The organism is Halobacillus litoralis (assembly GCF_020524025.1).
Classification (GTDB): domain Bacteria; phylum Bacillota; class Bacilli; order Bacillales; family Halobacillaceae; genus Halobacillus; species Halobacillus litoralis_D.
Genome location: NZ_JAIVKN010000004.1, coordinates 86303 through 112730 on the forward strand (window position 1 = coordinate 86303; position 26428 = coordinate 112730).

The window sequence follows — 26428 nt, forward strand, 5'->3', positions numbered from 1 at the left end:
AGTGGAGGCGCCTGTATCAACCGCAATATATTTGCCGCCACGATCTACGAACGCCTGAACATTTTCTTAAAAAGACAGGTACTGGCTTCTGAAATGAGAGCTATGATAACGGGACTTTCTGCGCATAGAGAGACTCTTAAGAACAACAAATGGTGCTAATGGGGTGTAACTTCAAAAGGTGAAATGAGCAAAAAGTCACGGTTCGGGGTATGGAACATAATTCCTGGCTGTTTCGTATGGAGGAAGAGAGCAAAGATATTAGAGGGGGGACCATGGATGAGGAAAACTTTTTTTATTACGGCTGTGTTATTGACGGCATTGTTAGCGGCCGGTTGTTCAAACTCTACAGATGAAGAGGGAGCGCCGGTACCTTCACAGGAAAATGAAACAACTCCCACAGGGGAAAGTGAAACCACTTCCACACTTTCAGATAAGGAGGCAGATATAGAAACCATAGAAACTTATTTAGAAAACGAATTTACAGGACCGGGAGACGCGTTAAGCGAGGCCCTTGATGAGTACTCAAGAGACCGGTCAAAACTAGATGCCTTTTTAAAAGAAAATTATCAGCCAATTTTAGCAGAAAGGTTTTATGAGGAGTTTGTGAATTCTAATTATGCGATTAATTGGTTAACTACTGCTTATGGAAATGGCTATCAACTGCAGCCGAAAGATATGACGATAGAAAAAACGGATTCAGAAAAGGGGAATGCCTACACTTATGAAGTGGAAGTCCAATACAGCAAAGACGGCGCGTCAGAAAGTGAGATGGTTACAGGCGTCATCAACTTAAACGATGAAGGGAACATTTCAGCTGTCCGGTTCATGGACGATGGCGGTTTGAAGGAGTCCTTGGAGGACGACAGTGCTCAATGAGGTTTTAAAAAGGGAGAAAAAGGATACATTCTCTGCATGTTCATCATTTTTTCACTATGAATAAAGGAGACTTGTAACGTGAGAAATTATTTAAAACATTACATTAATGGCGAATGGGTCGAATCCACAGGTTCTGAAACAGAAGAAGTGATCAATCCAGCCACGGAAGAAGTCATTGGAAAAATCAGCTTAGGAACGAAAGAAGATTTGGATAAAGCCGTTCAAGCTGCCCGCGATGCTTTTCCGTCCTTTTCTCAAACCTCAAAAGAAGAGCGGATTAAGATGCTCGAGGATATTGCGAAAGAATATGAAAATCGTAAAGACGAAATTATAGAGACGATTACAGATGAATTAGGATCACCGCTGAAAATATCTGAAAAAGTTCATTATATGATGGGCTACAACCACTTTTCCCAGGCGGCGGAGTCCCTGAAGGACTTCTCATTTATGGAGCATCATGACGGCCATACCCGGGTGAAAGAGACAATTGGTGTCAGTGGTTTAATTACTCCTTGGAATTTCCCGACAAACCAAACGTCTACGAAGATTGCGAGTGCCTTCGCAGCAGGGAGTCCTGTTGTATTAAAACCGTCTGAACTAACGCCATTTGCTGCGATCATTTTAACGGAGATTTTTGATAAGGTGGGTGTCCCGAAAGGTGCCTTTAATCTTGTCAATGGTTCTGGGTCTGTCATTGGTGATGGCATCAGTTCCCACCCGGATATTGATTTTGTTTCGTTCACAGGCTCTGGTGCAACCGGTGAGAAGATTATGAAGAATGCAGCAGAAACGATTAAACGGGTAGCCTTGGAACTTGGAGGTAAATCTCCACTTGTCATCCTGGATGATGCCAATGTTGAAGAAGCGGCAAAAGCAGCAGTCAATCATATTGCTACAAACTCTGGTCAAGTATGCTCAGCAGCTACGCGGACGCTCATTCCTTCTTCTATGAAAGAGGAATTTGAAAAAGCGATGGTCGATGCCTTATCAGAATTCCCTGTCGGTGATCCGCGTGAGGGCAATTACGTAGGTCCGCTCGTTTCGAAAAAACAGTGGGACACCGTTCAGTCCTACATTGAAAAAGGAATGGATGAAGGCGCAACCCTCATTGCAGGTGGAACAGGTAAGCCGGAAGGCCTGGATACAGGATACTACGTTAAGCCGACCATCTTCACCGATGTGAAAAATGATATGGTCATTGCTCAGGAAGAAATCTTCGGTCCGGTTATGTCCGTGCTTACCTATGACACGATTGAAGAAGCCATTGAGATTTCCAATGATGTCGTCTATGGTCTTGCCGGATATGTTTATGGTAAAGATCCGGAGACGCTTAGAAGAACTGCTTCCGGTATTCGTGCCGGACGCATTAAAGTGAATGATACAAAAGCAGACTTTTCTGCTCCATTCGGCGGGTACAAGCAATCCGGTATCGGCCGGGAGTGGGGCGATTACGGAATCGATGAGTATTTGGAAGTGAAAACGATTCTTGGATATCCAGGTAAATAAGAAGATAATGTTAAAAGCCCTCCCGACTCATAGTTGGGAGGGCTTACATTTTTTAAAAAAGGTGTTTGATTGATGCTGTACAAAGTTACTTCATCTGCGGCTTGCGCGTCGTGTTGAATTCGTCCTCATAATCTTTTAAGTATGGATCGGTTTGAAATGGATGAGACTCTTCATTTCTTGGCAATTCAGCTCTTTGCAATTCAGCTGGATTTGGTTTTCCGGATGACTTATAGCGAATATGAAACTCTTCTTCATACTCAGAGGATTGTTTAGCGGAAGAAGGATCTCTCATTCCTGTAATCCATGTTTCGAAGGAATACATGCCACGGTCAATAATGACACAAAGGTCTTCCAGAGACTGAGTGAGCTCATTCAAGCAGTCCAGTCCATTCCTTAAGATGATTCCTTTTTCCTTCGCTTTATTTACAGAGTGCTCCAGACGGTAACACTCCCCTTGATACGAGAATTCAATAAAGCAGCTGTTCCGATCCCAATTGAAATTAAAATCTTCAATTTTCAATCGCTTAATCACCTTCACGAGTCTTCTTTCGCAAACATTCTGCTCTTTATGAGGCATCCATTTGAATAGAACATTCTTGAATATACGATTCTTGAACATACCATCCACCATCCTTTTTTATCTGCCTAATCACGAGGGTTACGGCAATTTCCATCAATACTTATATAATTCTACATAAGGGAGGAATTTCCTTTCTATTTTGAAAAATAACTGGAATTTTAAAGGAGGATATTCTATTAAAGTCCTTTAATCAACTGTTGGTTCTCTTCACGAACTCTATCATAGGCATGTAAGAGGTGTTCTGGAACCAACTTTCTCCCATATTCCCAGGCATTCGTCTCTATAATTTCCTTCAATTCAGCTATTTCAGCGTCTTCTCCATACATCAGCGTACGCAGGTCATGCCTGTGTTTCTGGAAAGTTAGATAATAGCCGATTTCATGATAAAGAATAATACGAACAAAATCCTCTTTGGACTCTCTTATCTTCACTTTACTCATATAACCGTTAATTTGCAGATAGTTAAAGGCGATGGTGTTGGTAGAGACGTTATAACTCATCGGCGCCGGCAGGTCATTGTTGCTCTGGAAATTAATCGCCAGCTTATGCTCCTGCAATGTATGGGTAATGATCTTTTCTATATTCCATATGTATAACATCTTTTTCACATACCTTTCGTTCACGATTACATTCAGTATAAGACAATAGAAGCCCCTTACCAAGATAAAACTTCTAAATGACGGGCTATTATTTTTCCACAGGAAGTTTCATAGGGAAAAGTACCAGAACAGGAAGTGTACGACTATTGAGTTCTCATTCTTCTTTTGATTCTGAAAGGTCTGCAAAAAAATTAAGAGTTCATTGGAAAAAGAGCCAGTCCTTATGTGGAGTGGCTCTTTTCTCTATTTGTTTATTTTAAAGTGGACGATCGTCAAACTCATAATGAACCGGCCCCGGGGCTACTCTGGAATTCTCCAGTGCCGGTGTTTCCGGTCGGGCCAGCTGATAGACGGCGGCCCCGACAATTTCTGTCGTTTCTTTTAATTTCTCTTTACTAATTTTATCTAACGTATCTTGTGGGGAATGGTACCATGGCTCAAGTGGCGCATGAATGAATAAGGCTGCTGGAATGCCGCGCTCAAAGAATGGGACATGATCACTGCGGCCAAGCTGCCCGTATTCAACGACTTCCGCTACACGGGCGCCGGCAGACGCTCCTAGATCTGTAACCAAATTCTTTTCTCCATCAGGGGTAAACATAATGAGGTCGCCTGAGTCGCGGCTCCCGATCATATCCATTTGAAAGTGGGCCACAGTTCGGCTGACCTCGTCCTCCGTAAGCGTACTTGCATAATGATAAGAGCCGACCAGCCCTTTTTCTTCTGCTCCAAATGTCATGAAGCGTAATTCCGTATCTGTAGGGGTTTTAGCCATAATTTTTGCAAGCTCTAACACACCTGAAACACCAGAAGCATCATCGTTGGCACCTGGTCCGTCAGCGACTGAGTCATGATGGGCGCCGACGGTAATGATCTGCCCATTATCTTTATTTTTGTGAGGCTTCGTCGTTGCGATCACATTATATGAAGTTTTATCGATTGGTCCAGCGTCTTGTACAGATACTTCTGCTATAACTTCCTTGGATTGGAGTTGATCGACGAGGGAAAGTCCTGCTTCACGGTCAATCGCTACAGCCGGAATGTCCTGTCCACTGTATGTATAACCGAAATCATTGCCTTCTGCTCCTTCTCTATTGAACATAATGACACCAACTGCACCCTTATCTAATACATTTTGGACCTTGTCATAAAAGCTTATTTCGCCTCTCTCAATCAGTGCAATCTTTCCATCAACTGCGTCTGTTACATCCTCTGAAGATGCCAAGCCGACGTACTCGAGAGGGGCTTCCACTGTTGCATTAACAGATCTAGTAAACGTATGAACGTTACCTGAGAAGTCGATGTTATTAATCGTAATAGAGGGGTTGCCTCCATCCCAGGCTTGAAAAGTAAATGGCTGCAATTCTGTTTCATATCCATAGCTCTCAAATTCAGCTTTAATGTAATCAACAGCGTCATATTCTCCTTGTGTACCTGCTTCGCGCGGGCTCTTAGAAAGCAAGTCTACTCGGTTGAACAGTCGATCGGCACTAATCTTTTTAATAAATTTGTTGTCAAAGGCGTGATCAGCCATCTCATTAGGAGCTGGCGGATCGGCAAAAGTGGCGGTGGGTGCAGAGCTGAGCACTAATCCGGCGGCTAACATCATAGTTACTGCTTTTTTAGGCAATTGTCATTCCTCCTTGGATAAAAGTCTACTTGCATTCTATCAAAATATGTAAAAAAATGTATTTGTATAGGGCGCCGGATATTTATGAATAAGGTATACATCCTTCCTATTAGTAAGTGTTTAGATTTCATGGATTTTGTCGAAAGGGTAGGGAAAAGTGTGTATAGGAACACATGTTCAAGAGGACGGGACCATAAAGATGTTACTTCTGATTCATTTTTTTATCGGAAGTCATTTGTGATCATTTCTTTCATACGTAGGCAGGTATAACAACTCTTTCTTTCATTAAACAGATGACCAGCCGCTGTTATTCTTTAAATCCAATACTTTTTCGCTTTAGGCTTAGGCGCACACATCAAACAAATAAATCTTCTCAACGTATAATACTTTGAGCGAACCAATAAGGAGTGAAAAAGTATGTACGAAAAAGGTTACGATTATGACTATGAGAGCTCTAACTATGATTGGAGTAGTGATCGTAAAGATAAATGCTGCGGCGGTAAGAAGAACAGAAAAGCAAAACACTACAAAAATTGTGTGAAGGATGTATTAGAAGCGATCCTTTATGCCCAGAACAAGGCGGAGGACGGATGCTGTAAATCATCGTGTAAGCAGTCGATTGATGATTTATTAGGGGAGAAAAAGGTATGTAAAAACACCATTCCATTCCTTCTGTATTGCGGATGTGACCCATTTAAAGGTACAGGTGTGACGACGTATTCCTGCCATCCAAAGAAAGAGAAGCTGAAATGTATCCACACACATGTCTTTAAAATTAAAGAATTGGAGAAGGATTGTGCCGTTCTTGAATTGCTATTCTTTAAATCTGATTTAAAAGATGCCGGCAAGCGTAAGCATGGATATAGCAAGAACGACGCCTGCAGCCAGGTAGATGATAAAGACCTGGATGACTTGGTCGGTACAGGAATCTGCATGACGGTTGACCTCTCATGCTTCTGTGGCATCACCTGTCTGCCTGCTGTACGTCTCCATTAAGTCCTTCATTAGAAAAGAAGGTAGGCACAAGGCTTACCTTCTCTACATATAGGATTATCCTCCAAATGCTTCTAAAACATCTTCAATTTCTTTCATGCTCACTCGATGTGAATGGCTCGATTGGGTTTGCCTTTTGGAAGAGTGTGAGATTTTCATTGGAATGTCTGCACTCAACATTCTTTTAATTTCCAGCAGTTCATTGAGAAGGTCGTTATTCTCTTTATTCCGGACAGGGGATTTATGAAAGTAATCATTCAGTGCGGATAGGATGAAATGTTGAAGGGTATTATTCTCTGAATGGTATTGGATTTCTTCCAGGACTTTAGATGAAACTACCTGCGATTCCCCTGTTTTCACATCAATAAATCGATCAGGAATAGTCAGCACCGTTTGATTGAAATAATCTCTGTATGTTTTTGACATTTCATTCACCCTCTAGCCTTTTGTCAGCGCATACTCATCCTTGGATTTTTGTTTCTTGCTGAGCAGGTGCATTTTCGCAAGGATCATAAGCCCCTGCACATTTAACTTAGACATCTCCTCAGGAAACATCAGTTCAATAGGACGGCCTCTTTCACTCCATTTGACGGCTGCTTCTTTGATTTGCTTCTCGGCAATTTGTGCAGCCCCGCCCACTGCAATATATCGGGCAGCTCCTTTAATCTCGTTTGAGCTGCTTCTGACACGGTCAAAGTGCTCTAAATATTTGATAGCCATGAGTCGGAGCTGCGGGGTAATATATTTGCTGATGTCCTTTTTCACCCCTGCGAAAGGTTCTACATACCATTCGGACTGCCCGGCCGCTAATTTCTCTTCGAGTTCTGACCTTGAATTGAAGGTGTATAGTTCATTTTTGCTGACTTTCTGTATGATGTTATCAAGAAACTGATTGATTCCGAATGGTTCACCCTCCACGGATGCTACGGGCTTGTTGTTTTTGATGCCGACAAAATCGACAGAATCCCCGCCTAAGTCTCCGATAATAATTCCCTTTGCAGAATCTTTAACAAGGGATTCATCTGAGATGAGTAAAGAGTCTGGCTCTCGTGTTAAAGCTAAATAAGCAAGAGCTCCCTCTGCGCCAACAATGACCTCTTTAATATGGATTTTGACAGCCACTTCCTTGGGCTCTTTGACACCAGGGACCTTGTGAAAAATAACCGTATGGTCTCCTGTTAAACGCTCCTTAAATAATTCTTTCTTCTCTTTATATTGGGTAGTAGGAAGGGAGACAGCTAATTGATCGATCGTATAATTCAAGTCCCCTTCTGAAGATTCGGTCAGCAGGGCATGGTAGGCAGCGGATGCAAATAGAAGAATATATGTGCGGTCCTCGTCAATCTTCTGATTGTTGAAAGAAGTGAGGCTGACATTACGCTGCTTCATCGCTGATTTCCCGATATAAAAGATTTCGCGTCTGTCCAGGACAGCGGGACTCTTAATTTCAACGATTAAATTTTCTTCAAAATCCATGTCCTCTTCATCGTAAGGCTTCTCATAAAACTCTTCATCAAATAAAGCAATGGCGTTAGGGATCTGATAATCCACCAGCTCACCATCGTCTGAAGCAAGGATTTTGTACCAACTGTTTCCAATGTCTACAGAAAAAATACGGTCTCTTTTCATATTCAACCTCCTGACGATAAATCATATGCAGGGCTTGAAAAACTGTGCGAGTACCCATATTGCCTGCTATTAAAGATAGATACCCATGCAGTGCCTATGAACAGTCTAGTAAAGTTCCGCGTTTATACTGATTCATCTGACTATGCTTAGTAGACTCCATTGCATAGAATACAGTGAGGTTAATATAAAAGGAGGAAAAAATTGATGAGTAATGAAAATCATCAACGTAACTGTGTAAACCTTAACCAATCTGCTTCTATTGAGCAGTGTATGAACTCTGGCGCTTCTACTCCAATCACACCATCTGGACAGCGTATTTTGAGAATTCCAGTTGAGTTGGGAGCTTATAATGTCACAACGAACCTTGTGGCCAATATCTCGTTCCCACACCCAGTGCTGGAAATCAAGGACATTAAGAAAAGGGTCGTCATCACTCAATGCCGTCTTATGACACCTACTGCCGTAACTGCCGGAACGCAGTTCGGAAACGGGCCATACCCGCTGTTTATCAAAGGATATGTGCGTAAAAACATTCAATATGCGACACCGTGCCACCGTAGTGGGAAGTGTGTATCTTCTGAGTTGAAGTCTTTGACAGTAAATGTACCATTTGAATGTACAACTTCTGTGACACTTTTATCACCTGCTCAGCTGCCTGTTGCAAATACTAGAAGAGAGTTTGATTACTTCAGAGCTCAGGAACTAGGTTCTGGATACCCTGAAAAAGATAAATTCTTGTCAAGCGACCTTTCCCAATTCCACCAAGAAAGCTCACAAGCATACAACCAACTTCCTTTCTGCGAACTTGTAGCTAGTGAAATTCTGGAATGGGACGAAGCGACAGATCGTACGTCAAACGGACCTACAGATGAAGGAACGTTCGAGCACATTCTTGAAAAAATGCAAGTAACGTTTACTGTAAAAGTTCTGCAAAAACAGCAGGTACGTGTAGACGCTCAGTAAATCATAAAGCATGACCCCTTAAGGGAGGTCGTGCTTTATTTTATTCCAAAGTTTTTTTAAAGTTCATCCTTCCATACATAGCAAGCCGACGAATTATTCAGACGTGAAGGGGTAATTATCTCAGTCTCGAAATAAGAGCCCAGACATAGTCATTTATCCCACATACGATGATGTTATATTTCGTTTAGGAGGCAGACAAATGACTGATGCATTCAAGAACTTAAAGGGTTGTGACTATAGAGGGGATTCGGAGGTTCATCACTGCGAAACAAAGCCTCATGTAAGTATTGGTAAAATCATAACTAAGGTTCCGGTCGTATTGGCTGAGCTTAATTTACAAGTGAATATTAGTGAAACCATCACTTTACCTGAACCTGTATTAGAAATTAAGGACATTAAAAAACGTGTCATTTTAACGCAGTGCCGCTTGTTACTTCCGGCCAAGAAATTATTTGTCAAAGGATTTGTACGTAAGAATATTCAATATGCAAGCCCTTGTAATGAAATTGAAATGAGCACAGATCTTACCGTAGCTTCTGACCTGCACTCCTTTACCGTGGATATCCCTTTTGATTTTGTTACAGAGATTGAAGAGTTTTTGTCGATGCCGGTCATGCCGAAAATTAACAGCCGTGAAGAGTTTGATTTTGCTGTATCCAAACCGCTTCCATCAGGGTATCCAGAAAAAGATCAGCTGCTTTCCAGTGACCTTTCGCAATATCATCAGGAGAGCAGGCAATTCTATAATGCCCTGCCTTATTGTGAACTCGTATCAAGTAAAATCATCGAATGGGATGAGGCTTTAGATCGAGCACCTCTGCCTGGGTCTGCTTCTTTTAACGAAGGTTACTTTACACAGCTGGAAGAAAAAATGGTGGTAGATATCGGTCTTAAGGTTCTTCAAGAGCAGCAAGTTCGTGTAGCTTCCACATCAAATGATTCTTGTGAATATTAAATAATCGAGGAAAAAGATAGCAAGGAGGGAGGAAGGATGCGCGCGAATCGGCACCTTTCATGGCGGCATGAATAGAGATGAAATCAAATTTAATCAAACGCATTGGAACAATCGAAAAAAGCCCCGTCCTGTTAAAAATCAACATCTTGAAAAAGACTATCTCCTTAAAAATGACTATGCTAATCAATCCATGAAAGATCAAGATCATAACCATGGAGATACCATTTTTACTTCCTTGAACAAAGGGGAATCTCAAAGCAGGCCGGTTATATCTCCACCGCCGGAAATAGCGGGGGAAAATAGAATAGAAAATGAGATAGAAGCAGGCGGGGGGCATTGGAATAAGAAACATCCAGAATCAAAGATGAAGAAGGTTGATAACATGGATGAAAAAAGAAAACGTATGGCTTCTTTCCGGAAAGAATTTTCTTCCATGCTTGAAGAATCAGCAATGGAATCAGAAGATGGTGAATCTGGCAGATATAAAGGAGATCATTTAAAGATAGATAATCCCATCCTGCCCCAGATTCTTTCAATGTTGGAGGAGTCCTCAAGCGAAGAAGAATTTATGGGAGAAAGTCCGTTCGATTTTTTTGAGAACGAGAGTGATGGGAAGGAAGAGGAACACCCCTATGATAAAGAGGAATACTCCATTTTAAAAGACATCGTCTCTTCCATTGGAGAGTCTGCGAGCAGCTTTAAAGAACATTATGAGTCTCAAAGTGATATGAGCAGAACCATTCAGGATAAAGACTCCCCGCCTATGGTAGAGGAAGTCTATGCGATGCTTGAGGAATCATCTTCTCTGTTTAAGGATGAAGATTGGGAAGAAACCTATTCAACGGAGCGAAGTGAATCTTCTTCTTTAACTATAAAAGACCAGGAAGATTGTGAAGAAAGTCTCTTTCCTTCAAAAGATGAATTGGAAGATTTAATGGAATGCAGTTCCTCTTATGATGTAGAATCCTCGAGCAGCTCTGAATTCGAAATTAATGATTATGAGAGTTCCTCTGAATCAAGTAGTCATGTGGAAGAAACAAGTGGTCATCCCTCCTGTATCATTAAAGCTCCTATATTACTTTCCAGTGTCGTTATTGATGTGGACGTTATGGAGGCGCTCTATTCAATAAGCAGTCCCTTTCAAGTTATAGATATTAAATGGTCATTGAGCTCGCTTGAATCGACATGTCTTCTTCCATCTTCCACAGTATTTACTCAAGGTGTTCTGGCAGTTGATATTCATTATGTATGTGATGGGGATGTCCAATCGATAAAAGTCCCCGTAAAGTGGGAGAAGGTAGTACACGTACGCTGGAATGTAAAACCAGAAGTTCCTTGCAGCACGCAAAGAGAGTATGCGCTTGATGTACATCAACAAGAGGTAGGAAGTATTCACTATGAATGCGAGCATAAATATGCGAACCCTGTAGAACATCAAGTCAGGCAGATTCACTTCATTACGGATCATGACGTTGTTGGAGGCGAAACGATAGCCGTTCAAGGAAATGTAAGGATAGGAATCGATTTATTCCAAGATCAATACGTTTCCATTCATAAAAAATAAAAAAAGAGGGGATCCAGAAGGATGCCCTCTTTTTATTGTTTGTTACAGACCAAGGTTTTTCTTGAATAGGTCATAAGCCGTTTCTGCACTGTTCGAAGCTTGCGACTCAGGCTCATCTCCGCCATTGCCATTATCCACACCGAATGTCTGCTGCTTTTGAGTCAACTTAATGAGTAGGTTCAAGTCCATTTTCTCTGTAATCTTGTTAAAGCGTCCCCAGTTATCGAAGTGGTGAGCGATATCCAATTGGTTGATCGCAGAAGCAAGAAGTTTACACTTAATTGGCTCATTGTTGATTTCAAATGTTAAAGAACCAAACTCACAGCGGTCGGCTCCCATGCCATCTTTAGCAAGTTCTCTGTATTGAAGAATGTTGTCTTTGACGCTGTAGAAAGTCGGGAATGTTCCACCAACCTGAACTTTGTCATAAGCTTTGAATGGAATGTTCACGCTGTAATCTTTCACATAACCATAGTCATGTTCAACATACTGAATGTTTTTATGAACATATCCTTCTACAAATAGTTTTACATAGTCTGAACCGACAACAGGGATTGCTTTACATTGAGTCAAGTAGACATTTTTCTCAATGTTTTTGATTGCACGAGCGTAAGAAGGCAGTTCAATATCTGCTTCCACTAGTGACTGGATGAAGACATCACCCAATACTCTTGTAATCTCTTCTGTTCCCTGGAAGAACGATGCTGTCTCCGCTGTCACGCTTTTCGATTTTGCTCTGTCGCTGTCCGGCATTGGTGGACATTTTTTATGTCCTTGTCCGCACCCCGTATTTTTTCTCATAATTTTTCCTCCTTAGTAGATTTTGCCAATAGTTTATTATCTTTCTATTAAGATATTATTTTTGGCTCAGTACTACTATATGTCTCTAAAGATAGAATGGAGTGGACGTGTGTCGCTAGATTTTATAATTAATAGCCCGGCAGGCGAAAATAGGTGTTTCTCTAGTTTTAATACATTTTAACAGGTACTGTTACAAATTTAGGCTGCTTCCTTATAGGCTTTCTTAAATGAAAGGGGAGAAATAGTTGAGTGGTTGAAGGGATGAAAAAACGGACCCAGGGCTGTATGGGTCCGTTAGCTCGTCATTTCTGCTCTATATAATCAGGATAATCCGTTATAATTCCATCTACTCCAGCATCTAGCAGTGCTTGAGCAGATTGTCTATCTCTCACAGTCCATGGATGTGTATCCAATCCAAATGCGTGAATGCGATTGACAAGATTTTCATCAATCATTGCTTTACTAGGATTAACATAATCAGCATAAGAAGAAAACTCCCTAAGAATTTGATCAGAAAGTCCATTTGAGCTATACCCCACTAATACTCCAGTTGGAACTAGAGGGAGAATAGAGTGAAAAGTTTGAACTGATTCATGATTAAAGGATTGGACGATAATTTTGTTATTATTTGGCTTATCCATATTACGTTCCTGAAGAGCTTCTGCCACTTTCTGTTCTATTCCAGGATAGAGGGAAGGGGATTTAATTTCTATTAATATCCCTATTTTTCCTCTGTATTTATCCAAAACTTCCCCCAGGGTAGGAATCTTCTCACCGTCAAATTCTTTACTAAAGAAACTGCCTGCGTCAAGTTCACGTAATTCCTCCAACGTCAGGTTCTTCACTTGTCCCGTTCCGTTTGTTGTTCGATCTACAGTGGTGTCATGAATGACGACCAGCTCGCCATCTTTACTCAATTGAACATCAAGTTCAAACATGTCAGCTTTCATAGTAAAAGCTCTCTCAAAGGCTGCCATTGTGTTCTCTGGAGCATAGCCGGAAGCTCCCCGGTGTGCAATAGTAAGAACTTTGTCTTTAGAGTCCTTTTCGTCTGCGAATACTGTTGTGTGTACTCCTGTCCAAGCGATAAACAAAATTAAAGACATCATAAAAATAGAAGCTGATTTTTTCATCTTTTCACTCTCCTTCAGTAATTTCGCCTTTTACTCTACAGAAGGAATATTATGGTAGTTTAAAGAGAGTGTTGTAGATATATATAGAATGATTACGAAAAGGGAGGCGATTATCCTATAAATCTTTATAAACTATTTCTTAATAATAAAAGGAAGTCTTTTTCCTTATGTTTGAACATATATTAAGAAGATAATATACCGCTTGGGAGTGGCTTGTTATGGAATGGAATGCTTGGGTGATGATGTTATCTGCTTTGGCAACAGGCTTGGGTGCTCTCCCTGTAGTCTTTATTCGTAAAGTTTCACACCGGCGGATGGACAGCATTCTTGCCTACACAGCAGGAATTATGGTGGCTGCTTCTACATATGGACTCATTCCTGCTTCTTTGAAGCTGACGAACTTATATGTCTTGTGTTTCGGGGTTTTGGCCGGTGCTCTTCTCTTAAACCTCTTAGAGTATGTAATCCCTCATATTGACATCAATCATGAACGGAATGATATTGTACTGCCGCAGCAATCCCTTATGCTCGTAGCTGCGATGACCCTTCATAATATTCCAGAAGGATTATCAGTGGGGGCAAGCTTAGCAAGTGAAGTGGAGAATTTAGGACTGGTTGTTGCGTTTTCAATGGGCATCCAGAATGCTCCGGAAGGGTTTTTGGTCGCTTTATTTTTAATTAATCAAAATGTCCGGAAAGATCTCTCTATTGCGATGGCTTTTTTTACGGGAATGATTGAATGGTTTTCAAGTTTAATGGGCTTTTATGTCGTGAACGTCGCTTTATTTTTAGTTCCTTATGGACTGGCTTTCGCTGCTGGAGCGATGCTTTTTATTGTGTATAAAGAGCTGATCCCTGAAACACATGGACATGGGTACGAGCGGTTGGCGACCTTTTCTTTTTTACTTGGACTGTTAAGCATGATCGGAGTGGTGGAGTGGTTTCGTTAAACCTCATACCACTCTTTTTTGTGCGTCTGAAAAAAGGATGAATATACTTCTTATGAAGAATACATAGTACCTGTAGGACCTTTCAGGTTGCGTTCATTTCGCACGATGCTGATTTTCATGGTTTTACCTTAAAAGAATAGATTAAGAGCCGATCCGTGTGGAGGAAGGTAGATTAAGAAAACCGATTGACTTACACTAGAGAGGACTGCATGTTACATAAAAAGGGGGAGAAGGTTCATGTACGAAGGAATTCATCACGTATCCTTAATCGTGACAGATCTTGAAACGTCCAAAAAGTTTTATGGAGAAGTCCTAGGTTTTGAGGAAAGTGACCAGCGTCCAGATTTTGGTTTTCCTGGAGCGTGGTATCAGATCGGGGCGACGCAGATCCATCTCATTCAGTATGAAGATGGACAAACGCTGCGTGGAACAACAAAAATTGATTCACGCGATGGTCATTTTGCAGTAAGAGTAAGTGACATGGATGCATTTATCGATCGTTTGGAAACGCATGAGGTCGAAATGTTGAATAAACCTCATAATAAGACGGAATGGCATCAAGTTTATATTAGTGACCCGGATGGGAATGTTATTGAATTTAATTGTTAGTAAAATCCTCAAGTCTGAAAAAGGCTTGAGGATTTTTATTTCTCTTTGAAAAGGTTCTTACTATTAAAACATGCCCCCTCTCAAATCTGGTGGTAAGCATGTTTTGTTTCTAGTAAAAAGGTAATGAAGTGGTAGTTTACATGACTTTTACTTTAAATGTAGTTTTTGTGACTATTAGCCCGGCTGTTAAATATTTATATAGACCCCGTATTTTCCTTCAATTACAAATAGAATTAAATAAAAAAATAAATATTTTTAAGTTATCTGAAAATACAGACACATCAACTTTGGTATCGCTTACACAATAATGATTAATGTTAGGTTTCCTTACATGTAATGTTGAATATATTCCAAATTATGCTATATTATTCACCATACTAAAAAAACGGAGGATTTCTATGCTGCCATCTTACGTTGGTTACTCTTTGTTACTTGTTTTCGGGATGTTCTTTACTCTTGTTACTTATGTCATGCAGCGAAGAAGAAAACAGAAAATGACGGCAGAGCAGTTTAGTACGGCAGGAAGAAGTGTGGGAGTGGGGCTTGCCAGTGCCTCGATTATAGCAGCCTGGACCTGGGCGGCTACGTTAATGATGTCTTCTTCCACTGGTTATCAATACGGAATTAGTGGCCCTTATTGGTATGCAGCAGGCGCATGTATACAGGTTCTATTATTTGCGATCGTTGCCATTCACCTGAAAAAACGTGCACCGAACGCTCACACATTCTTAGAGTTTATCGCCCAGCGGTTTGATAAGAAAAACCATCGCTTAATTCTTGTTTTTGCTTTAATGACAAACATTCTTGTTACTTCCATGGTTGTTCTGGGGGGAGCCATTGCCTTGAATTCTCTCACCGGCATGAATATCTATGTAGCAGCCTTTCTTATTCCTCTTACTTTCACGATTTACACCATGATCGGTGGACTGAAAGCTTCTTTTGTCGCTGACTATTTCAATACAGTGATGATCTTCGCTATTCTTGCCATTTTTGCTACAGCTATTTACTTCAAGTTTGGTATTGATCCTATTTATGAAGGATTAAATAATCTGCCTGAATCCACGCAGATGCTGACTATGGCTTCCATACCAGGGCTGTTTTTTGGAATGATTAATATTATCGGGAATTTTGGCGCTGTTTTTGTTGATCAGGCTTATTGGCAGCGAGCGATTGCCAGTAAGGATAGTGCTGCATCGAGGGCCTACATATATGGAGGGATCGCCTGGTTTTCCATCCCTTTTGCTATAGCTACCTTTTTAGGTGTAAGTGCCGCCGGCCTGGGTATTCAAGTAGCCACTCCTGATGCGGTCGCCCCTGAGATGGCCGCGTATCTTTTAGGTGGGGTAGGATCTATTCTGTTTTTAGCGATGTTGTTCATGGCAGTTATGTCCACTGGTGCAGCTGAGTTAACGGCGATTACGAACATTATTGTTACGGATATCTACCGAGCTTCTATCAATCCAGAGGCCTCTAGTGAAAAATTATTAAATATGTCCCGCAAGGTTACATTAGGTTTTGGTTTAATGATGGGAGTTCTCTCCATTCTGCTCTTTAAGGTTGGCATTAGTTTAGGGTTTGTTTACATGGCTATGGGGATCTTTGTAAGTGGAGCGGTTATTCCAGTCACTCTCGGTCTGATGTGGAAGAAAGCAACCAACACAGGGACTTTCTTCGGTGCATCTTCCGGGTTGATTTTTGGAGTCACGGTGTGGCTTACATCTGCTTACCTTTTTTACGGACAAATCAGCGTGCAATCGCTGGGTGAGTTAGAGCCGATGTTCTTTGGAAATATTACAGTGTTCCTTGTGAGTGGTGTTATATCTGTAGGTCATGCTCTGATAGCAAATCAGGAATTTGATTTTGATTCACTGAAAGATAAATTTAGAAGCTTTGATGAAGAAGTTCAAAACACGGAGGAGGAAGCAGCTTATGGAAGAAAACGAGCATCAGCTGAATAAAGATGCCAAACTTTGTACAAGGTGGGCATTGGGTCTCACTGTTTTATTTATCGTCATTTTTCCAGGGGTTATGTTTCTGACAGGTTACAACTATAGTCTATCGTTCTTCAAAGGGTGGACTTACTTATCGTTTGGATGGCTCATTATCGCTGGTTTATTTATTGCTAGTCGTCCTATTGTGGAGTTTGTGAAAGGTGAAAATAACGAGGGATAAAATGGAGTGAAGGGGGAAAGAAAGTGAAGCTGACATCAAGAGAAATGGAGAAATTAATGATTGTCACCGCCGCGGATTTAGCGCGGCGGCGCCAAGGGAGAGGGTTGAAGCTGAACTATCCGGAGGCTGTAGCAATTATTACATATGAAGTGGTTGAAGGAGCGAGGGATGGAAAGTCAGTAGCTGAACTCATGCAGTATGGAGCTGCCATCCTTGATCGGGGTGATGTTATGGAAGGGATTCCTGAGATGATTCCAGACATTCAAGTTGAGGCAACATTCCCAGATGGAGTCAAGCTCGTAACCATTCACGAACCCATCCGCTAGGATGTTTGTGAAGTGAGGTAAAAGAAGTGCTCTTAAAAGGAGGTCGTACAGATGATTCCTGGTGAATACAAGCTTAGAAAAGATGTGGTTGTCTGTAACAAAGACAAAGAAATCGTGAAGGTAAACGTATTGAACCGTGGTGACCGGCCCGTGCAGATCGGTTCCCATTTTCATTTTTATGAAGTCAATCCATACTTGATTTTTGAGCGGGAAGAGGCGCGGGGCAGACATTTGAATATACCGGCAGGCACAGCGGTGCGCTTTGAGCCGGGAGATGAGAAGGAAATTGAGTTAGTAGTCTTCTCTGGAGAAAGGGAGATCTACGGCTTGAATAATCAGGTGAATGGGAGAGTCGATCCATGAGTTTTGAAATGTCCCGGAGGCAGTATGCTGAAATGTTCGGACCGACCACGGGTGATGCCATACGCCTGGCGGATACGGAATTGTTTATAGAGATTGAAAAGGACTATACCACATATGGTGATGAAGTGAAGTTTGGTGGAGGAAAGGTCATCCGTGACGGAATGGGGCAGCATCCTTTAGCGGGAAGGGAAATCTCTGTTGACTTAGTCATTACCAATGCTGTAATTCTCGATCATTCTGGTATCTACAAAGCGGATATTGGTGTGAAAGATGGCTGGATCACTAAGATTGGTAAGGCTGGTAACCCTTTATTGATGGACGATATTGATATTGTGATTGGAGCTTCAACGGAAGTGGTGGCAGCGGAAGGGATGATTGTCACAGCTGGAGGAATAGATGCGCATATTCATTTTGTTTCTCCACAGCAAATTGAAACTGCCCTTTCATCTGGTGTAACAACGATGCTTGGTGGAGGGACGGGGCCTGCAACAGGAACAAAGGCTACGACCTGTACGCCCGGCCCCTGGAATATTCAAAAAATGCTCGAAGCTGCTGAGGAATATCCTATGAATCTAGGGTTTTTAGGGAAAGGCAACACATCAAGTGAAGAAGCTGTCAAGGAGCAGATTGAAGCGGGAGCGGTAGGTTTGAAGCTGCATGAAGACTGGGGAACAACGGCTTCTACCATCGATACTTGTTTAAAGGTAGCGGACCAGTACGATGTACAGGTTGCTATTCACACGGACACGTTAAATGAAGGGGGATTTGTTGAACATACTCTCGAGGCAATAAACGATCGTGTTATTCATACTTACCATACAGAAGGTGCAGGAGGCGGCCATGCGCCTGATATTATTGAAGCCGCCAGCTATCCTAATATTCTTCCTTCTTCTACAAACCCGACACGCCCTTATACAGTCAATACGCTGGAGGAGCATTTAGATATGCTTATGGTTTGTCACCATTTAGACCCAAGTGTTCCGGAGGATATTGCTTTTGCTGATTCGCGTATACGAAAGGAAACCATTGCAGCTGAGGATATCCTCCATGATCTTGGAGTATTCAGTATGATTTCATCTGATTCCCAGGCTATGGGACGGGTCGGAGAAGTAATTCTCCGCACATGGCAGACGGCAGATAAAATGAAAAAACAACGCGGTCCTCTGGAAAATGATCACGAACAAAAAGACAATTTCAGAGCGAAGCGGTACGTGGCGAAATATACGATTAACCCTGCCATTACACACGGAATTTCTGATTATGTTGGATCGGTGGAAGAAGGAAAGTACGCAGATTTAGTTTTATGGAATCCTGCCTTTTTCGGGGTGAAACCGGAGCTTGTCATCAAAGGCGGGATGATTGCTCACAGCCTGATGGGTGATCCGAATGCAAGTATCCCTACTCCACAGCCTGTTTTTTACAGGGAAATGTTTGGTTCCCACGGGCATGCGAAAAAGCGTACGTCCATGACATTCTTATCCCAGGCCGCCTTTGATTCAGGGGTTCATAAACAGCTTGGTTTGGAAAAACAGGTGAAACCTATTTCAGGTGTACGCACGTTAACAAAACAATCGATGATCCATAACGGAGAGACCCCTAAGATTGAGGTGGATCCGCAGACGTATGTCGTAAAAGTGGATGGGGAGGCTGTCCATTGTGAACCGGCTGAAACGGTCCCGATGGCTCAGCGTTATTTCTTATTTTGAGGTGAAACTAAATGATTATTGAGAGAATTGTAGGCAATGTAGCAACATTAGAAAATCGTCCTCCTCATATGGAATACATCTATATGGATAGTGATCAGCTTGTAAAGAGAATTCAGAGATTGACGACGGACCACGGGAATGAAATTGGTGTCAGATTAGGAAAAAACGAGGAGCTCTCTGATGGTGATATTTTATATATGGATGAAAAAAATATGATGGTTGTCTCCGTTAAAAAGGATGATGTGCTCGTCATTCGTCCTGGAAATATCCAACAGATGGGGGAGATTGCCCACCAGATTGGGAACCGTCACATTCCGGCCCAGTTTGATGGGGAAGAAATGTTCGTTCAATATGATTATCTGATTGAGGAAATGCTGGAAGGTTTATCGATTCCACATCAGCGGGAGAATAGAAAACTTAAAGAGCCCTTCCGTTACATAGGGCATAGTCATGACTAATGAATTGATGCCTTTATTACAACTGAGCGATTCACAGTTTCCCTCGGGCGCTTTTGCTCATTCGTTCGGGTTTGAAACGTATATTCAGGAAGATGTTGTGACGGATGCTGACAGCTTCAAACAGGCGCTGGTTGTCTTCCTGAAAAAACAGCTCGTCTATAATGACGGGCTTGCGTTCAAACTGGCGATGGATTGTCTGGAACAAGGAGATCGTGATTATCTTATGGAACTCGACCACTTGTTGTTTGCTTCGTGTGTCTCTCATGAAACACGAGAAGGGAACCGCCGGGTGGGAGCGAGAATGGCGAAGTTGTGTCAGGAGCTCTATGAATCTTTAGAACTTCGGGATTACTTGAATCAGATTAAAGAGAAAACAGCTTACGGTCACGCTGCGCTTGTATTTGCCTGTGTGTATCAATCGTTGAAGATATCAAAGGAAGCGGCGCTTGAGACCTTCCTATTTACGAATCTATCTTCTCTTGTACAGAATGCTGTAAGGGGAATTCCGATTGGGCAGACAGATGGACAGAAAATTTTAGTGGATGTCCATCCAGTGATAAAAGAAGCGGTCCACTCAATTATGAATCTTAGTATTGAGGATCTAGGCGCTGGTAGTCCAGGCTTGGAGATTGCTCAAATGCATCACGAGCGCCTGTATGTCCGCTTATTTATGTCTTAATTGTGCAATTAGTATTTTGATAGAAGAGAAAACGGCAGGACTGGCTGGAGATGAGAAGGTGCGAGGAGAATATTGAAATAAAGGAGTGGGGAAAATGGAACCCATCTGTATTGGAGTAGGAGGCCCTGTCGGGGCAGGGAAAACGATGCTTGTTGAACGGTTGACGCGCGAACTGAAAGATGAACTCAGTATGGCTGTTATTACCAACGACATTTATACAAAAGAAGACGCTAAGTTTCTAATGAAAAATGGAGTGCTTGAAGAGGAACGGGTCATTGGGGTGGAGACCGGTGGGTGTCCTCATACAGCAATTCGGGAAGACGCTTCTATGAACTTTTCTGCAATCGAAGAACTAAATGAAAAGCACCCAGACCTTGATTTGATCTTTGTGGAAAGTGGCGGCGACAATCTTGCGGCAACGTTCAGTCCGGAACTCGTAGATTTCTCTATCTATATTATTGATGTCGCTCAAGGAGAGAAAATACCGAGAAAGAGCGGACAGGGGATGATTAAGTCAGACCTTTTCATTATCAATAAGACAGATCTTGCTCCCTTCGTCGGTGCTGATTTAGATGTGATGAGAGAAGACACGATCGTTGCCCGCGGAAACAAACCATTTGTATTTACGAATTTAAAAACGAAAGACGGTTTAACTGAGGTGATTGACTGGATCAAATCTCAAGCCTTTCTTGATGGGATCCAGGCATGAGTCATACAGGGTTTCTCAGTCTCCAGGCAACAAAGCGGGATTCACGAACAGTGGTACACGGCTTTTATGAAGGGGCGTTTAAGTTTACACGCCCTGTAAAACTGGAAGATGATTCGGTTTCCATTTATTTGATTCATGTCGGGGGAGGGTATGTCGAAGGCGATACGTACTTTACTTCCATTCATTTAGAGGAAGGAGCTGAATTGTCTGTGACGAGTCAGGCCTCGACAAAAGTGTATAAGACATTGGAGAACCCGGTGGAGCAGAAGACTACGATCCGTTTAGCGCCCTCAAGTATACTAGAGTATTGTTTAGACCCTTTAATCATGTATGAAGGAGCAAAATTCTTACAGGAGACAACGGTTGAAATGGCAGGAGACTCCTGTTTTTTCTATAGTGATATTGTCACGCCGGGATGGTCAGAAGCAGGTGAAAACTTTCGATATCAATGGTATCGAAATAAATTAAAAGTGATACGCGATGAAAAGCTGGTTCTCTTTGATCACCTTCTATTAGAGCCGGATGAGGATCTTGAAGGTGTGCTTCAACTGGAAGGATATACGCATGTAGGCTCATTTGTTATCTTTCACCCGGAAGCTTCCCGGACATTTGGTGATCGTCTTTATGAAGAGGTGGCATCCTTTGACTTATCCGTTCGTTTAGGGATTTCCAATATGGAAAGCGGTGGTATTGTTGTCCGGCTGCTTGGGAATAAAACACAGACTTTGGAGAGTGTGATGGATCGCATCCATACTTTTGCAAGGAAAGAACTGCTGAAAAAAGAGAAAATTACATGGAGAAAGTACTAAGAACAAGAGGGGGAAGATTATGGGCGACGTCGGTCTGCTGTCTGTATTAGGACTTGGTCTGCTTCTAGGAATTAAACATGCCATAGAACCGGATCACGTCATTGCCGTATCGACCATTGCATCAAGAAGTAAGAGACTTATGCACTCAACGATGACAGGTGTTTTCTGGGGCATCGGGCATACGTTTACGATGTTCCTGCTGGGGATGGTTGTCATTTTAATGAAAGAAGAGATTCCTCCGGTTTGGGCGGAATCTTTGGAAGCACTTGTCGGTGGTATGCTGATTTACTTTGGGATATCGACCTTTTTTTCGTATAGAAAAATAGACCGGAGGCAGGACAGTTCTAAAGAAGGAAACCCCCGTTCTCATTGGACATCTGCTTTTATGGGGTTCATCCATGGACTCGCCGGGAGTGCAGCTTTGGTGTTACTGACGATGAGCTCCGTTGACCATGTTGGTCAGGGAGCGTTGTTTATCCTTATTTTTGGTGTTGGAACGATAGTAGGGATGCTGTTATTTACAACTTTGATTGGTTTGCCGTTCGTCATGACGAGAAAGAAATTTCGTATGAACAAAGTCTTTGCACAGGCAGCCGGAATTATTAGTATGGTGTACGGAATCTATTACATATCCAGTATCTATACAGGTTAAAAATAAATATATGTAGAAGCCGCCTTTTTTAAGGCGGTCTTTTTATTGGTACTGTCGTTTTTTGGTATAATAAATAAATAGCGTGAATTTTTTGTCTAATGATTATTATAAAGGAGAGAGTTTATGAAGCGTTGGAAAGGGCTCCTGTGTATCTTTGTTTTCGCTGTGCTCGCAGCCTGTTCTGAACAGCCTCGTCCAGAAGACACATTTACTTCTTATATGGACGCTTGGGAGAACGGGAATTATGAGGATATGTACAGCCTCCTTAGTGAACAGGCTAAGGGAGAGGTATCAAAGGAAGACTTTATCGCAATGTATACGGACAGCTATGAAGAAATAACTATGAAAGACTTATCCATTACATATGAATTGCCGGAGGAAGAACAGGAGTATGAAAAAGAGTCCACTCCATCTTTTAATTATACCGCCATGATGGATTCGCTCGGTGGAAAAATCGATTTCGGTCATGAAGCAGTTCTTGTTTATGAAGAAGGAGAAGACGAGGATCGCTGGGCATTACAGTGGACGCCTTCTATGATTTTCCCGGAAATGGAAGTGGGAGACGAGGTGAACGCTGTTTCGATCGCTCCTGAACGTGGTGAGATTTTTGATGTGAATGGGGAAGGGCTGGCAGTCAACGGAATCGTTAAACAGGTCGGACTCGTTCCAGAACGGATGGAAGATATTTCTGAAAAAGAAGTCAAGGAATTAAAAAACGGGCTGGCAGAGATCTTAAACATTTCTGTGGAATACATTGATGATCAACTAGGGAAATCCTGGGTAAAACCGGATTCTTTTGTCCCGTTGGTTTCTATTGCGAACGATAATAAAGAAGCGATTGATGCCATTAATGATTTACCTGACGGTCGGACATTTTTAGAAACCCAGGCCAGAGTATACCCTCTTGGGAAAGCAGCTGCTCACTTGACCGGATTTTATGACGACATTACAGCTGATAAATTAAAAGAACGTGAAGGTGAAGGCTATACATCTACTAGTAAAATTGGTTTTACAGGTTTAGAGGCTCAATGGGAAGAACAATTAAAGGGGACATCTGGTGGTAGAGTCACTGTCGCGAATTCTGAGGGCGAAGTGAAAAATGTTTTGGCTGAAGTAGCGGCGGTAGATGGAAAAGATTTTACGCTTACCGTTTCTTCGGAGGCTCAGCGGGCGCTATTTGAAGAAATGAAAGGTGAATCGGGGTCAGCTGCAGCCATTAACCCTTCAAGTGGTGAGGTGAAAGCGCTGGTTAGTATGCCTTCTTATGATCCAAATGAAAAGGTCTTAAATACTTATGAAGGAACGATTCCTTTGAACAAAATTAAAAGAACGTACTCTCCTGGTTCTACGTTTAAACCCATTACAGCTTCGGTTGGCTTAGAAACAGGTGCGATTACTCCAAGTGAAGAAATGGAAATTAACGGTGAGAAGTATGAAGCGGAGGCTGGGTACAATGTGACAAGGATTCAGAGTGCTGCAAATGATACCCAGGTAGACTTGCGTGATGCGCTCGTCCGTTCCGATAACATCTACTTCGCCCGTAAAATTGTAGAGATTGGTGCGGAATCATTTCTCGATCAGGTCGGACAATTTGGTTTTAATGAAGAAATTCCTTTCACTTATTTTATTGAGGGTTCGCAAGTAGCAAGTGAAGATACGATTACCAGTGAGTCCCTGCTTGCGGCTACTGGCTACGGACAGGGACAGGTGGAAGTGAGCGCTCTGCATCTAGGTGTCACCTATACACCTTTTGTTACTGGCGGTACATTATTAAAACCAACCTTGCTGGCAGAAGAGGCAACGGGGCAGGCATGGCATGAGAATGTCATCAGTGAAGAAACGGCTTCGCTGGTTACCGAGCGCCTGAAGGCTGTGGTGGATGATTCAGAAGGAACAGCTTATAAACCCGTGATAGAAGGCTTGAATCTGGCAGGAAAAACAGGTACAGCAGAACTGAAAAAGGCTGGTGAAGAAGACGGGCAAGAGAATGGATGGTTTATCGCTTGGGATACGGAAAATGAAGACCTGCTCGTATCTATGATGATTGAGGATACAGAAGTGGGCAGTCATGAGGTTGTACCAAAAGTGAAAAATGTATTTGAGAAGCTGAAATAAACGTTTTATTTTCTTTCTCTCCTGTATTTAAATGAAAAGCGTCGATTTGCATTTGCAGTCGGCGCTTTTTTATCTTTGGCTTCTGTACACGTTGGCAAAGGAAAAGCATTCCAGAAGATATGATTGGATATTCAAGATACGGCAGCTTATTTGAAGTTAACAGAGAGCCGGGCAGATACCAGTAATAAAACACTCGCTGTAGAGAGTTTGGTTGACATAAAGAGGGAAATGTCATATATTTATCTTGAAACTGAGATATTTATAATGTTGAGTATATAAAATTGGAGGGGATCAAGATGAACGAATTGAAAGGGATCCACCACGTGACGGCTATTACAAGCAGTGCGGAAAAAAATTATGAGTTTTTCACCTATGTTCTTGGTATGCGTCTTGTTAAGAAAACCGTGAATCAGGATGACATTGAAACGTATCACCTGTTTTTTGCTGACGACGAAGGGAACCCCGGCACGGACATGACGTTCTTTGATTTCCCCGGCATCCCTAAAGGGTCACATGGGACGAATGAAATCGCGAAAACTTCTTTCCGGGTACCCAGTGATGAAGCGTTGGATTATTGGATGAAACGCTTTGATCGACTGGATGTAAAACATAAAGGAATCGAAAAACGTTTTGGCAGAAAAGTTCTTCCTTTTGTCGATTTTGATGACCAGGCGTATGAATTGATTTCCGATGAAAAGGATGACGGGGTGGCAGCGGGTGTACCTTGGCAGAATGGGCCGATCCCTTTGAGGTACGCCATTACTGGACTTGGACCGATATACGTAAGGGTGGACAACGATAGCTATTTCAAAGAAATGCTTGAGAAAGTCATGCAGTTCCACCAGGTTGGAGAGGAAGGAGCATTTAAGCGGTTTGAAGTCGGAGAAGGTGGAAATGGGGCGGCTGTTATTGTTGAATATAACACGATTTTACCACCAGCCCGGCAAGGTTTCGGAACCGTTCACCATGCGGCATTCCGAGTGGAAGATCGCGATGCTCTTGAGGAATGGATCGAGCGACTGCCGAAGTTCGGTTTCCGCACTTCCGGATTTGTCGACCGCCACTACTTCGGTTCTCTCTATGCCAAAGTCGCCCCTCAAATTCTATTTGAGTTTGCTACAGATGGTCCGGGATTTATGGGAGATGAGCCTTATGAAACCCTTGGAGAAAAACTTTCTCTTCCACCAAAACTTGAACCGAAAAGAAAAGAAATCGAGAATTATGTTCGCCCTATTGATACAGTGAGAAGTACGAAAACCTTTATAAAAGAAGAAGAATAACGAGCAGCCGGGGCGGTATACCCCGGCCTTTTTTATTTTGTGTAGTTTTATATAAGAAGAGGAAGGTGGCTGTGCGTTGGTTGCTCATTCATGTTTCCTGCGCGGCTTCCTTGCACAATATAAATAATGCTCCAGCATGAATGCTGGAGCGCCCCGGCCACCTATACCTATACAAACCTTCGTCTCTTTGGTTTTATCTCTAATTAAGATGGCTCAAATTAAAGATAACATACGGGCAGGGGAATGTTAACTGGAATTTGCGGAAATATCGCATTTTTCTTAATCATTCGCTAAATTTCCCGGGAAATTTCTTAAGATGCTTCAAAACTGATTCGACAGGGATTTTTACATATCCTTAAGGGTTTCCGCCT

Annotated in this window: 27 protein-coding genes; 20 read left to right on the forward strand and 7 right to left on the reverse strand. The window is 42.2% G+C overall.

Features of this window, described 5'->3' with window-relative positions; all coding sequences use genetic code 11:
- The first annotated feature begins 276 nt into the window (after window positions 1-276).
- Both LC036_RS14660 and LC036_RS14665 read left to right on the forward strand, forming a co-directional pair.
- On the forward strand, window positions 277-876 hold the full coding sequence (locus LC036_RS14660) for a hypothetical protein (RefSeq protein ID WP_226584201.1): 600 nt from the start codon (window positions 277-279) through the stop codon (window positions 874-876).
- Between the two features lie 78 nt (window positions 877-954).
- Complete coding sequence (locus LC036_RS14665) at window positions 955-2382, forward strand: aldehyde dehydrogenase family protein (protein ID WP_226584204.1); 1428 nt, start codon at window positions 955-957, stop codon at window positions 2380-2382.
- Between the two features lie 85 nt (window positions 2383-2467).
- Here LC036_RS14665 and LC036_RS14670 read toward each other — a convergent pair whose 3' ends face one another.
- From LC036_RS14670 to LC036_RS14680, 3 genes are all read right to left on the reverse strand, one after another.
- Entirely contained in the window at window positions 2468-3001 is a 534-nt protein-coding gene (locus tag LC036_RS14670) for a hypothetical protein (RefSeq protein WP_226584207.1), read from the reverse strand.
- 137 nt (window positions 3002-3138) lie between these two features.
- On the reverse strand, window positions 3139-3561 hold the full coding sequence (locus LC036_RS14675) for a hypothetical protein (RefSeq protein WP_226584209.1): 423 nt from the start codon (window positions 3559-3561) through the stop codon (window positions 3139-3141).
- 256 nt (window positions 3562-3817) lie between these two features.
- Window positions 3818-5191 (reverse strand): M28 family peptidase, encoded by a 1374-nt coding sequence (locus tag LC036_RS14680; protein WP_226584227.1) that lies wholly within the window; start codon window positions 5189-5191, stop codon window positions 3818-3820.
- Between the two features lie 417 nt (window positions 5192-5608).
- Between LC036_RS14680 and LC036_RS14685 the strand changes: the two genes are divergently transcribed.
- Window positions 5609-6187 (forward strand): CotY/CotZ family spore coat protein, encoded by a 579-nt coding sequence (locus tag LC036_RS14685; RefSeq protein ID WP_226584254.1) that lies wholly within the window; start codon window positions 5609-5611, stop codon window positions 6185-6187.
- A gap of 54 nt (window positions 6188-6241) precedes the next feature.
- Here LC036_RS14685 and LC036_RS14690 read toward each other — a convergent pair whose 3' ends face one another.
- Both LC036_RS14690 and LC036_RS14695 read right to left on the reverse strand, forming a co-directional pair.
- On the reverse strand, window positions 6242-6610 hold the full coding sequence (locus tag LC036_RS14690; protein ID WP_226584256.1) for a hypothetical protein: 369 nt from the start codon (window positions 6608-6610) through the stop codon (window positions 6242-6244).
- A gap of 12 nt (window positions 6611-6622) precedes the next feature.
- Complete coding sequence (locus LC036_RS14695; RefSeq protein WP_226584259.1) at window positions 6623-7813, reverse strand: ParM/StbA family protein; 1191 nt, start codon at window positions 7811-7813, stop codon at window positions 6623-6625.
- A gap of 204 nt (window positions 7814-8017) precedes the next feature.
- Here LC036_RS14695 and LC036_RS14700 point away from each other — a divergent pair, with 204 nt between their 5' ends.
- The 3 genes from LC036_RS14700 (at window position 8018) to LC036_RS14710 (ending at window position 11295) form a co-directional block, all read left to right on the forward strand.
- Window positions 8018-8776 carry a CsxC family protein gene (locus LC036_RS14700; RefSeq protein WP_226584262.1) on the forward strand — a complete coding sequence of 253 codons (759 nt, stop codon included), beginning with the start codon at window positions 8018-8020 and terminating at the stop codon, window positions 8774-8776.
- A gap of 199 nt (window positions 8777-8975) precedes the next feature.
- Window positions 8976-9731, forward strand: coding sequence for a CsxC family protein (locus LC036_RS14705; protein WP_226584265.1), 756 nt, complete (start codon window positions 8976-8978; stop codon window positions 9729-9731).
- Window positions 9732-9798: 67 nt separating this feature from the next.
- Window positions 9799-11295, forward strand: coding sequence for a hypothetical protein (locus tag LC036_RS14710; protein WP_226584268.1), 1497 nt, complete (start codon window positions 9799-9801; stop codon window positions 11293-11295).
- A gap of 42 nt (window positions 11296-11337) precedes the next feature.
- On the opposite strand, the gene LC036_RS14715 is transcribed toward LC036_RS14710, so the two are convergent.
- Both LC036_RS14715 and LC036_RS14720 read right to left on the reverse strand, forming a co-directional pair.
- Window positions 11338-12096 carry a CsxC family protein gene (locus tag LC036_RS14715; protein ID WP_226584271.1) on the reverse strand — a complete coding sequence of 253 codons (759 nt, stop codon included), beginning with the start codon at window positions 12094-12096 and terminating at the stop codon, window positions 11338-11340.
- A gap of 302 nt (window positions 12097-12398) precedes the next feature.
- The gene (locus LC036_RS14720) at window positions 12399-13229 is read right to left on the reverse strand and encodes a glycerophosphodiester phosphodiesterase (RefSeq protein WP_226584273.1); all 831 of its coding nucleotides are present in this window, start codon (window positions 13227-13229) and stop codon (window positions 12399-12401) included.
- A gap of 218 nt (window positions 13230-13447) precedes the next feature.
- Between LC036_RS14720 and LC036_RS14725 the strand changes: the two genes are divergently transcribed.
- The 14 genes from LC036_RS14725 (at window position 13448) to LC036_RS14790 (ending at window position 26057) form a co-directional block, all read left to right on the forward strand.
- Window positions 13448-14179, forward strand: a complete 732-nt coding sequence (locus LC036_RS14725; RefSeq protein ID WP_226584276.1) for a ZIP family metal transporter — start codon at window positions 13448-13450, stop codon at window positions 14177-14179.
- Window positions 14180-14416: 237 nt separating this feature from the next.
- Entirely contained in the window at window positions 14417-14788 is a 372-nt protein-coding gene (locus tag LC036_RS14730; RefSeq protein ID WP_226584290.1) for a VOC family protein, read from the forward strand.
- Window positions 14789-15186: 398 nt separating this feature from the next.
- Entirely contained in the window at window positions 15187-16746 is a 1560-nt protein-coding gene (locus LC036_RS14735; protein WP_226584293.1) for a sodium:solute symporter family protein, read from the forward strand.
- Entirely contained in the window at window positions 16718-16960 is a 243-nt protein-coding gene (locus tag LC036_RS14740) for a hypothetical protein (protein WP_226584296.1), read from the forward strand. Before LC036_RS14735 ends, LC036_RS14740 begins: the two co-directional genes overlap by 29 nt.
- A gap of 23 nt (window positions 16961-16983) precedes the next feature.
- Complete coding sequence (locus tag LC036_RS14745; RefSeq protein WP_226584299.1) at window positions 16984-17286, forward strand: urease subunit gamma; 303 nt, start codon at window positions 16984-16986, stop codon at window positions 17284-17286.
- A 51-nt stretch (window positions 17287-17337) separates the two neighbouring features.
- Window positions 17338-17649: an urease subunit beta gene (locus LC036_RS14750; protein WP_226584315.1), complete on the forward strand. Its 312-nt coding sequence runs from the start codon at window positions 17338-17340 to the stop codon at window positions 17647-17649.
- Complete coding sequence (gene ureC, locus LC036_RS14755) at window positions 17646-19355, forward strand: urease subunit alpha (protein WP_226584319.1); 1710 nt, start codon at window positions 17646-17648, stop codon at window positions 19353-19355. The genes LC036_RS14750 and ureC overlap by 4 nt, the downstream gene beginning before the upstream one ends.
- A gap of 11 nt (window positions 19356-19366) precedes the next feature.
- Window positions 19367-19813, forward strand: a complete 447-nt coding sequence (gene ureE, locus LC036_RS14760) for an urease accessory protein UreE (protein WP_226584322.1) — start codon at window positions 19367-19369, stop codon at window positions 19811-19813.
- Window positions 19806-20492, forward strand: coding sequence for an urease accessory protein UreF (locus tag LC036_RS14765; protein ID WP_226584325.1), 687 nt, complete (start codon window positions 19806-19808; stop codon window positions 20490-20492). The genes ureE and LC036_RS14765 overlap by 8 nt, the downstream gene beginning before the upstream one ends.
- A gap of 94 nt (window positions 20493-20586) precedes the next feature.
- A complete protein-coding gene (ureG, locus tag LC036_RS14770) occupies window positions 20587-21201 on the forward strand; it encodes an urease accessory protein UreG (protein WP_226584328.1) in 615 nt (204 codons plus the stop codon).
- Entirely contained in the window at window positions 21198-22010 is an 813-nt protein-coding gene (locus tag LC036_RS14775; RefSeq protein WP_226584331.1) for an urease accessory protein UreD, read from the forward strand. Before ureG ends, LC036_RS14775 begins: the two co-directional genes overlap by 4 nt.
- Before the next feature lie 19 nt (window positions 22011-22029).
- Window positions 22030-22662, forward strand: coding sequence for a sulfite exporter TauE/SafE family protein (locus tag LC036_RS14780; protein ID WP_226584334.1), 633 nt, complete (start codon window positions 22030-22032; stop codon window positions 22660-22662).
- 123 nt (window positions 22663-22785) lie between these two features.
- Window positions 22786-24777: a penicillin-binding transpeptidase domain-containing protein gene (locus tag LC036_RS14785; protein ID WP_226584337.1), complete on the forward strand. Its 1992-nt coding sequence runs from the start codon at window positions 22786-22788 to the stop codon at window positions 24775-24777.
- A 296-nt stretch (window positions 24778-25073) separates the two neighbouring features.
- Entirely contained in the window at window positions 25074-26057 is a 984-nt protein-coding gene (locus tag LC036_RS14790) for a ring-cleaving dioxygenase (protein WP_226584340.1), read from the forward strand.
- Window positions 26058-26428 lie beyond the last annotated feature (371 nt).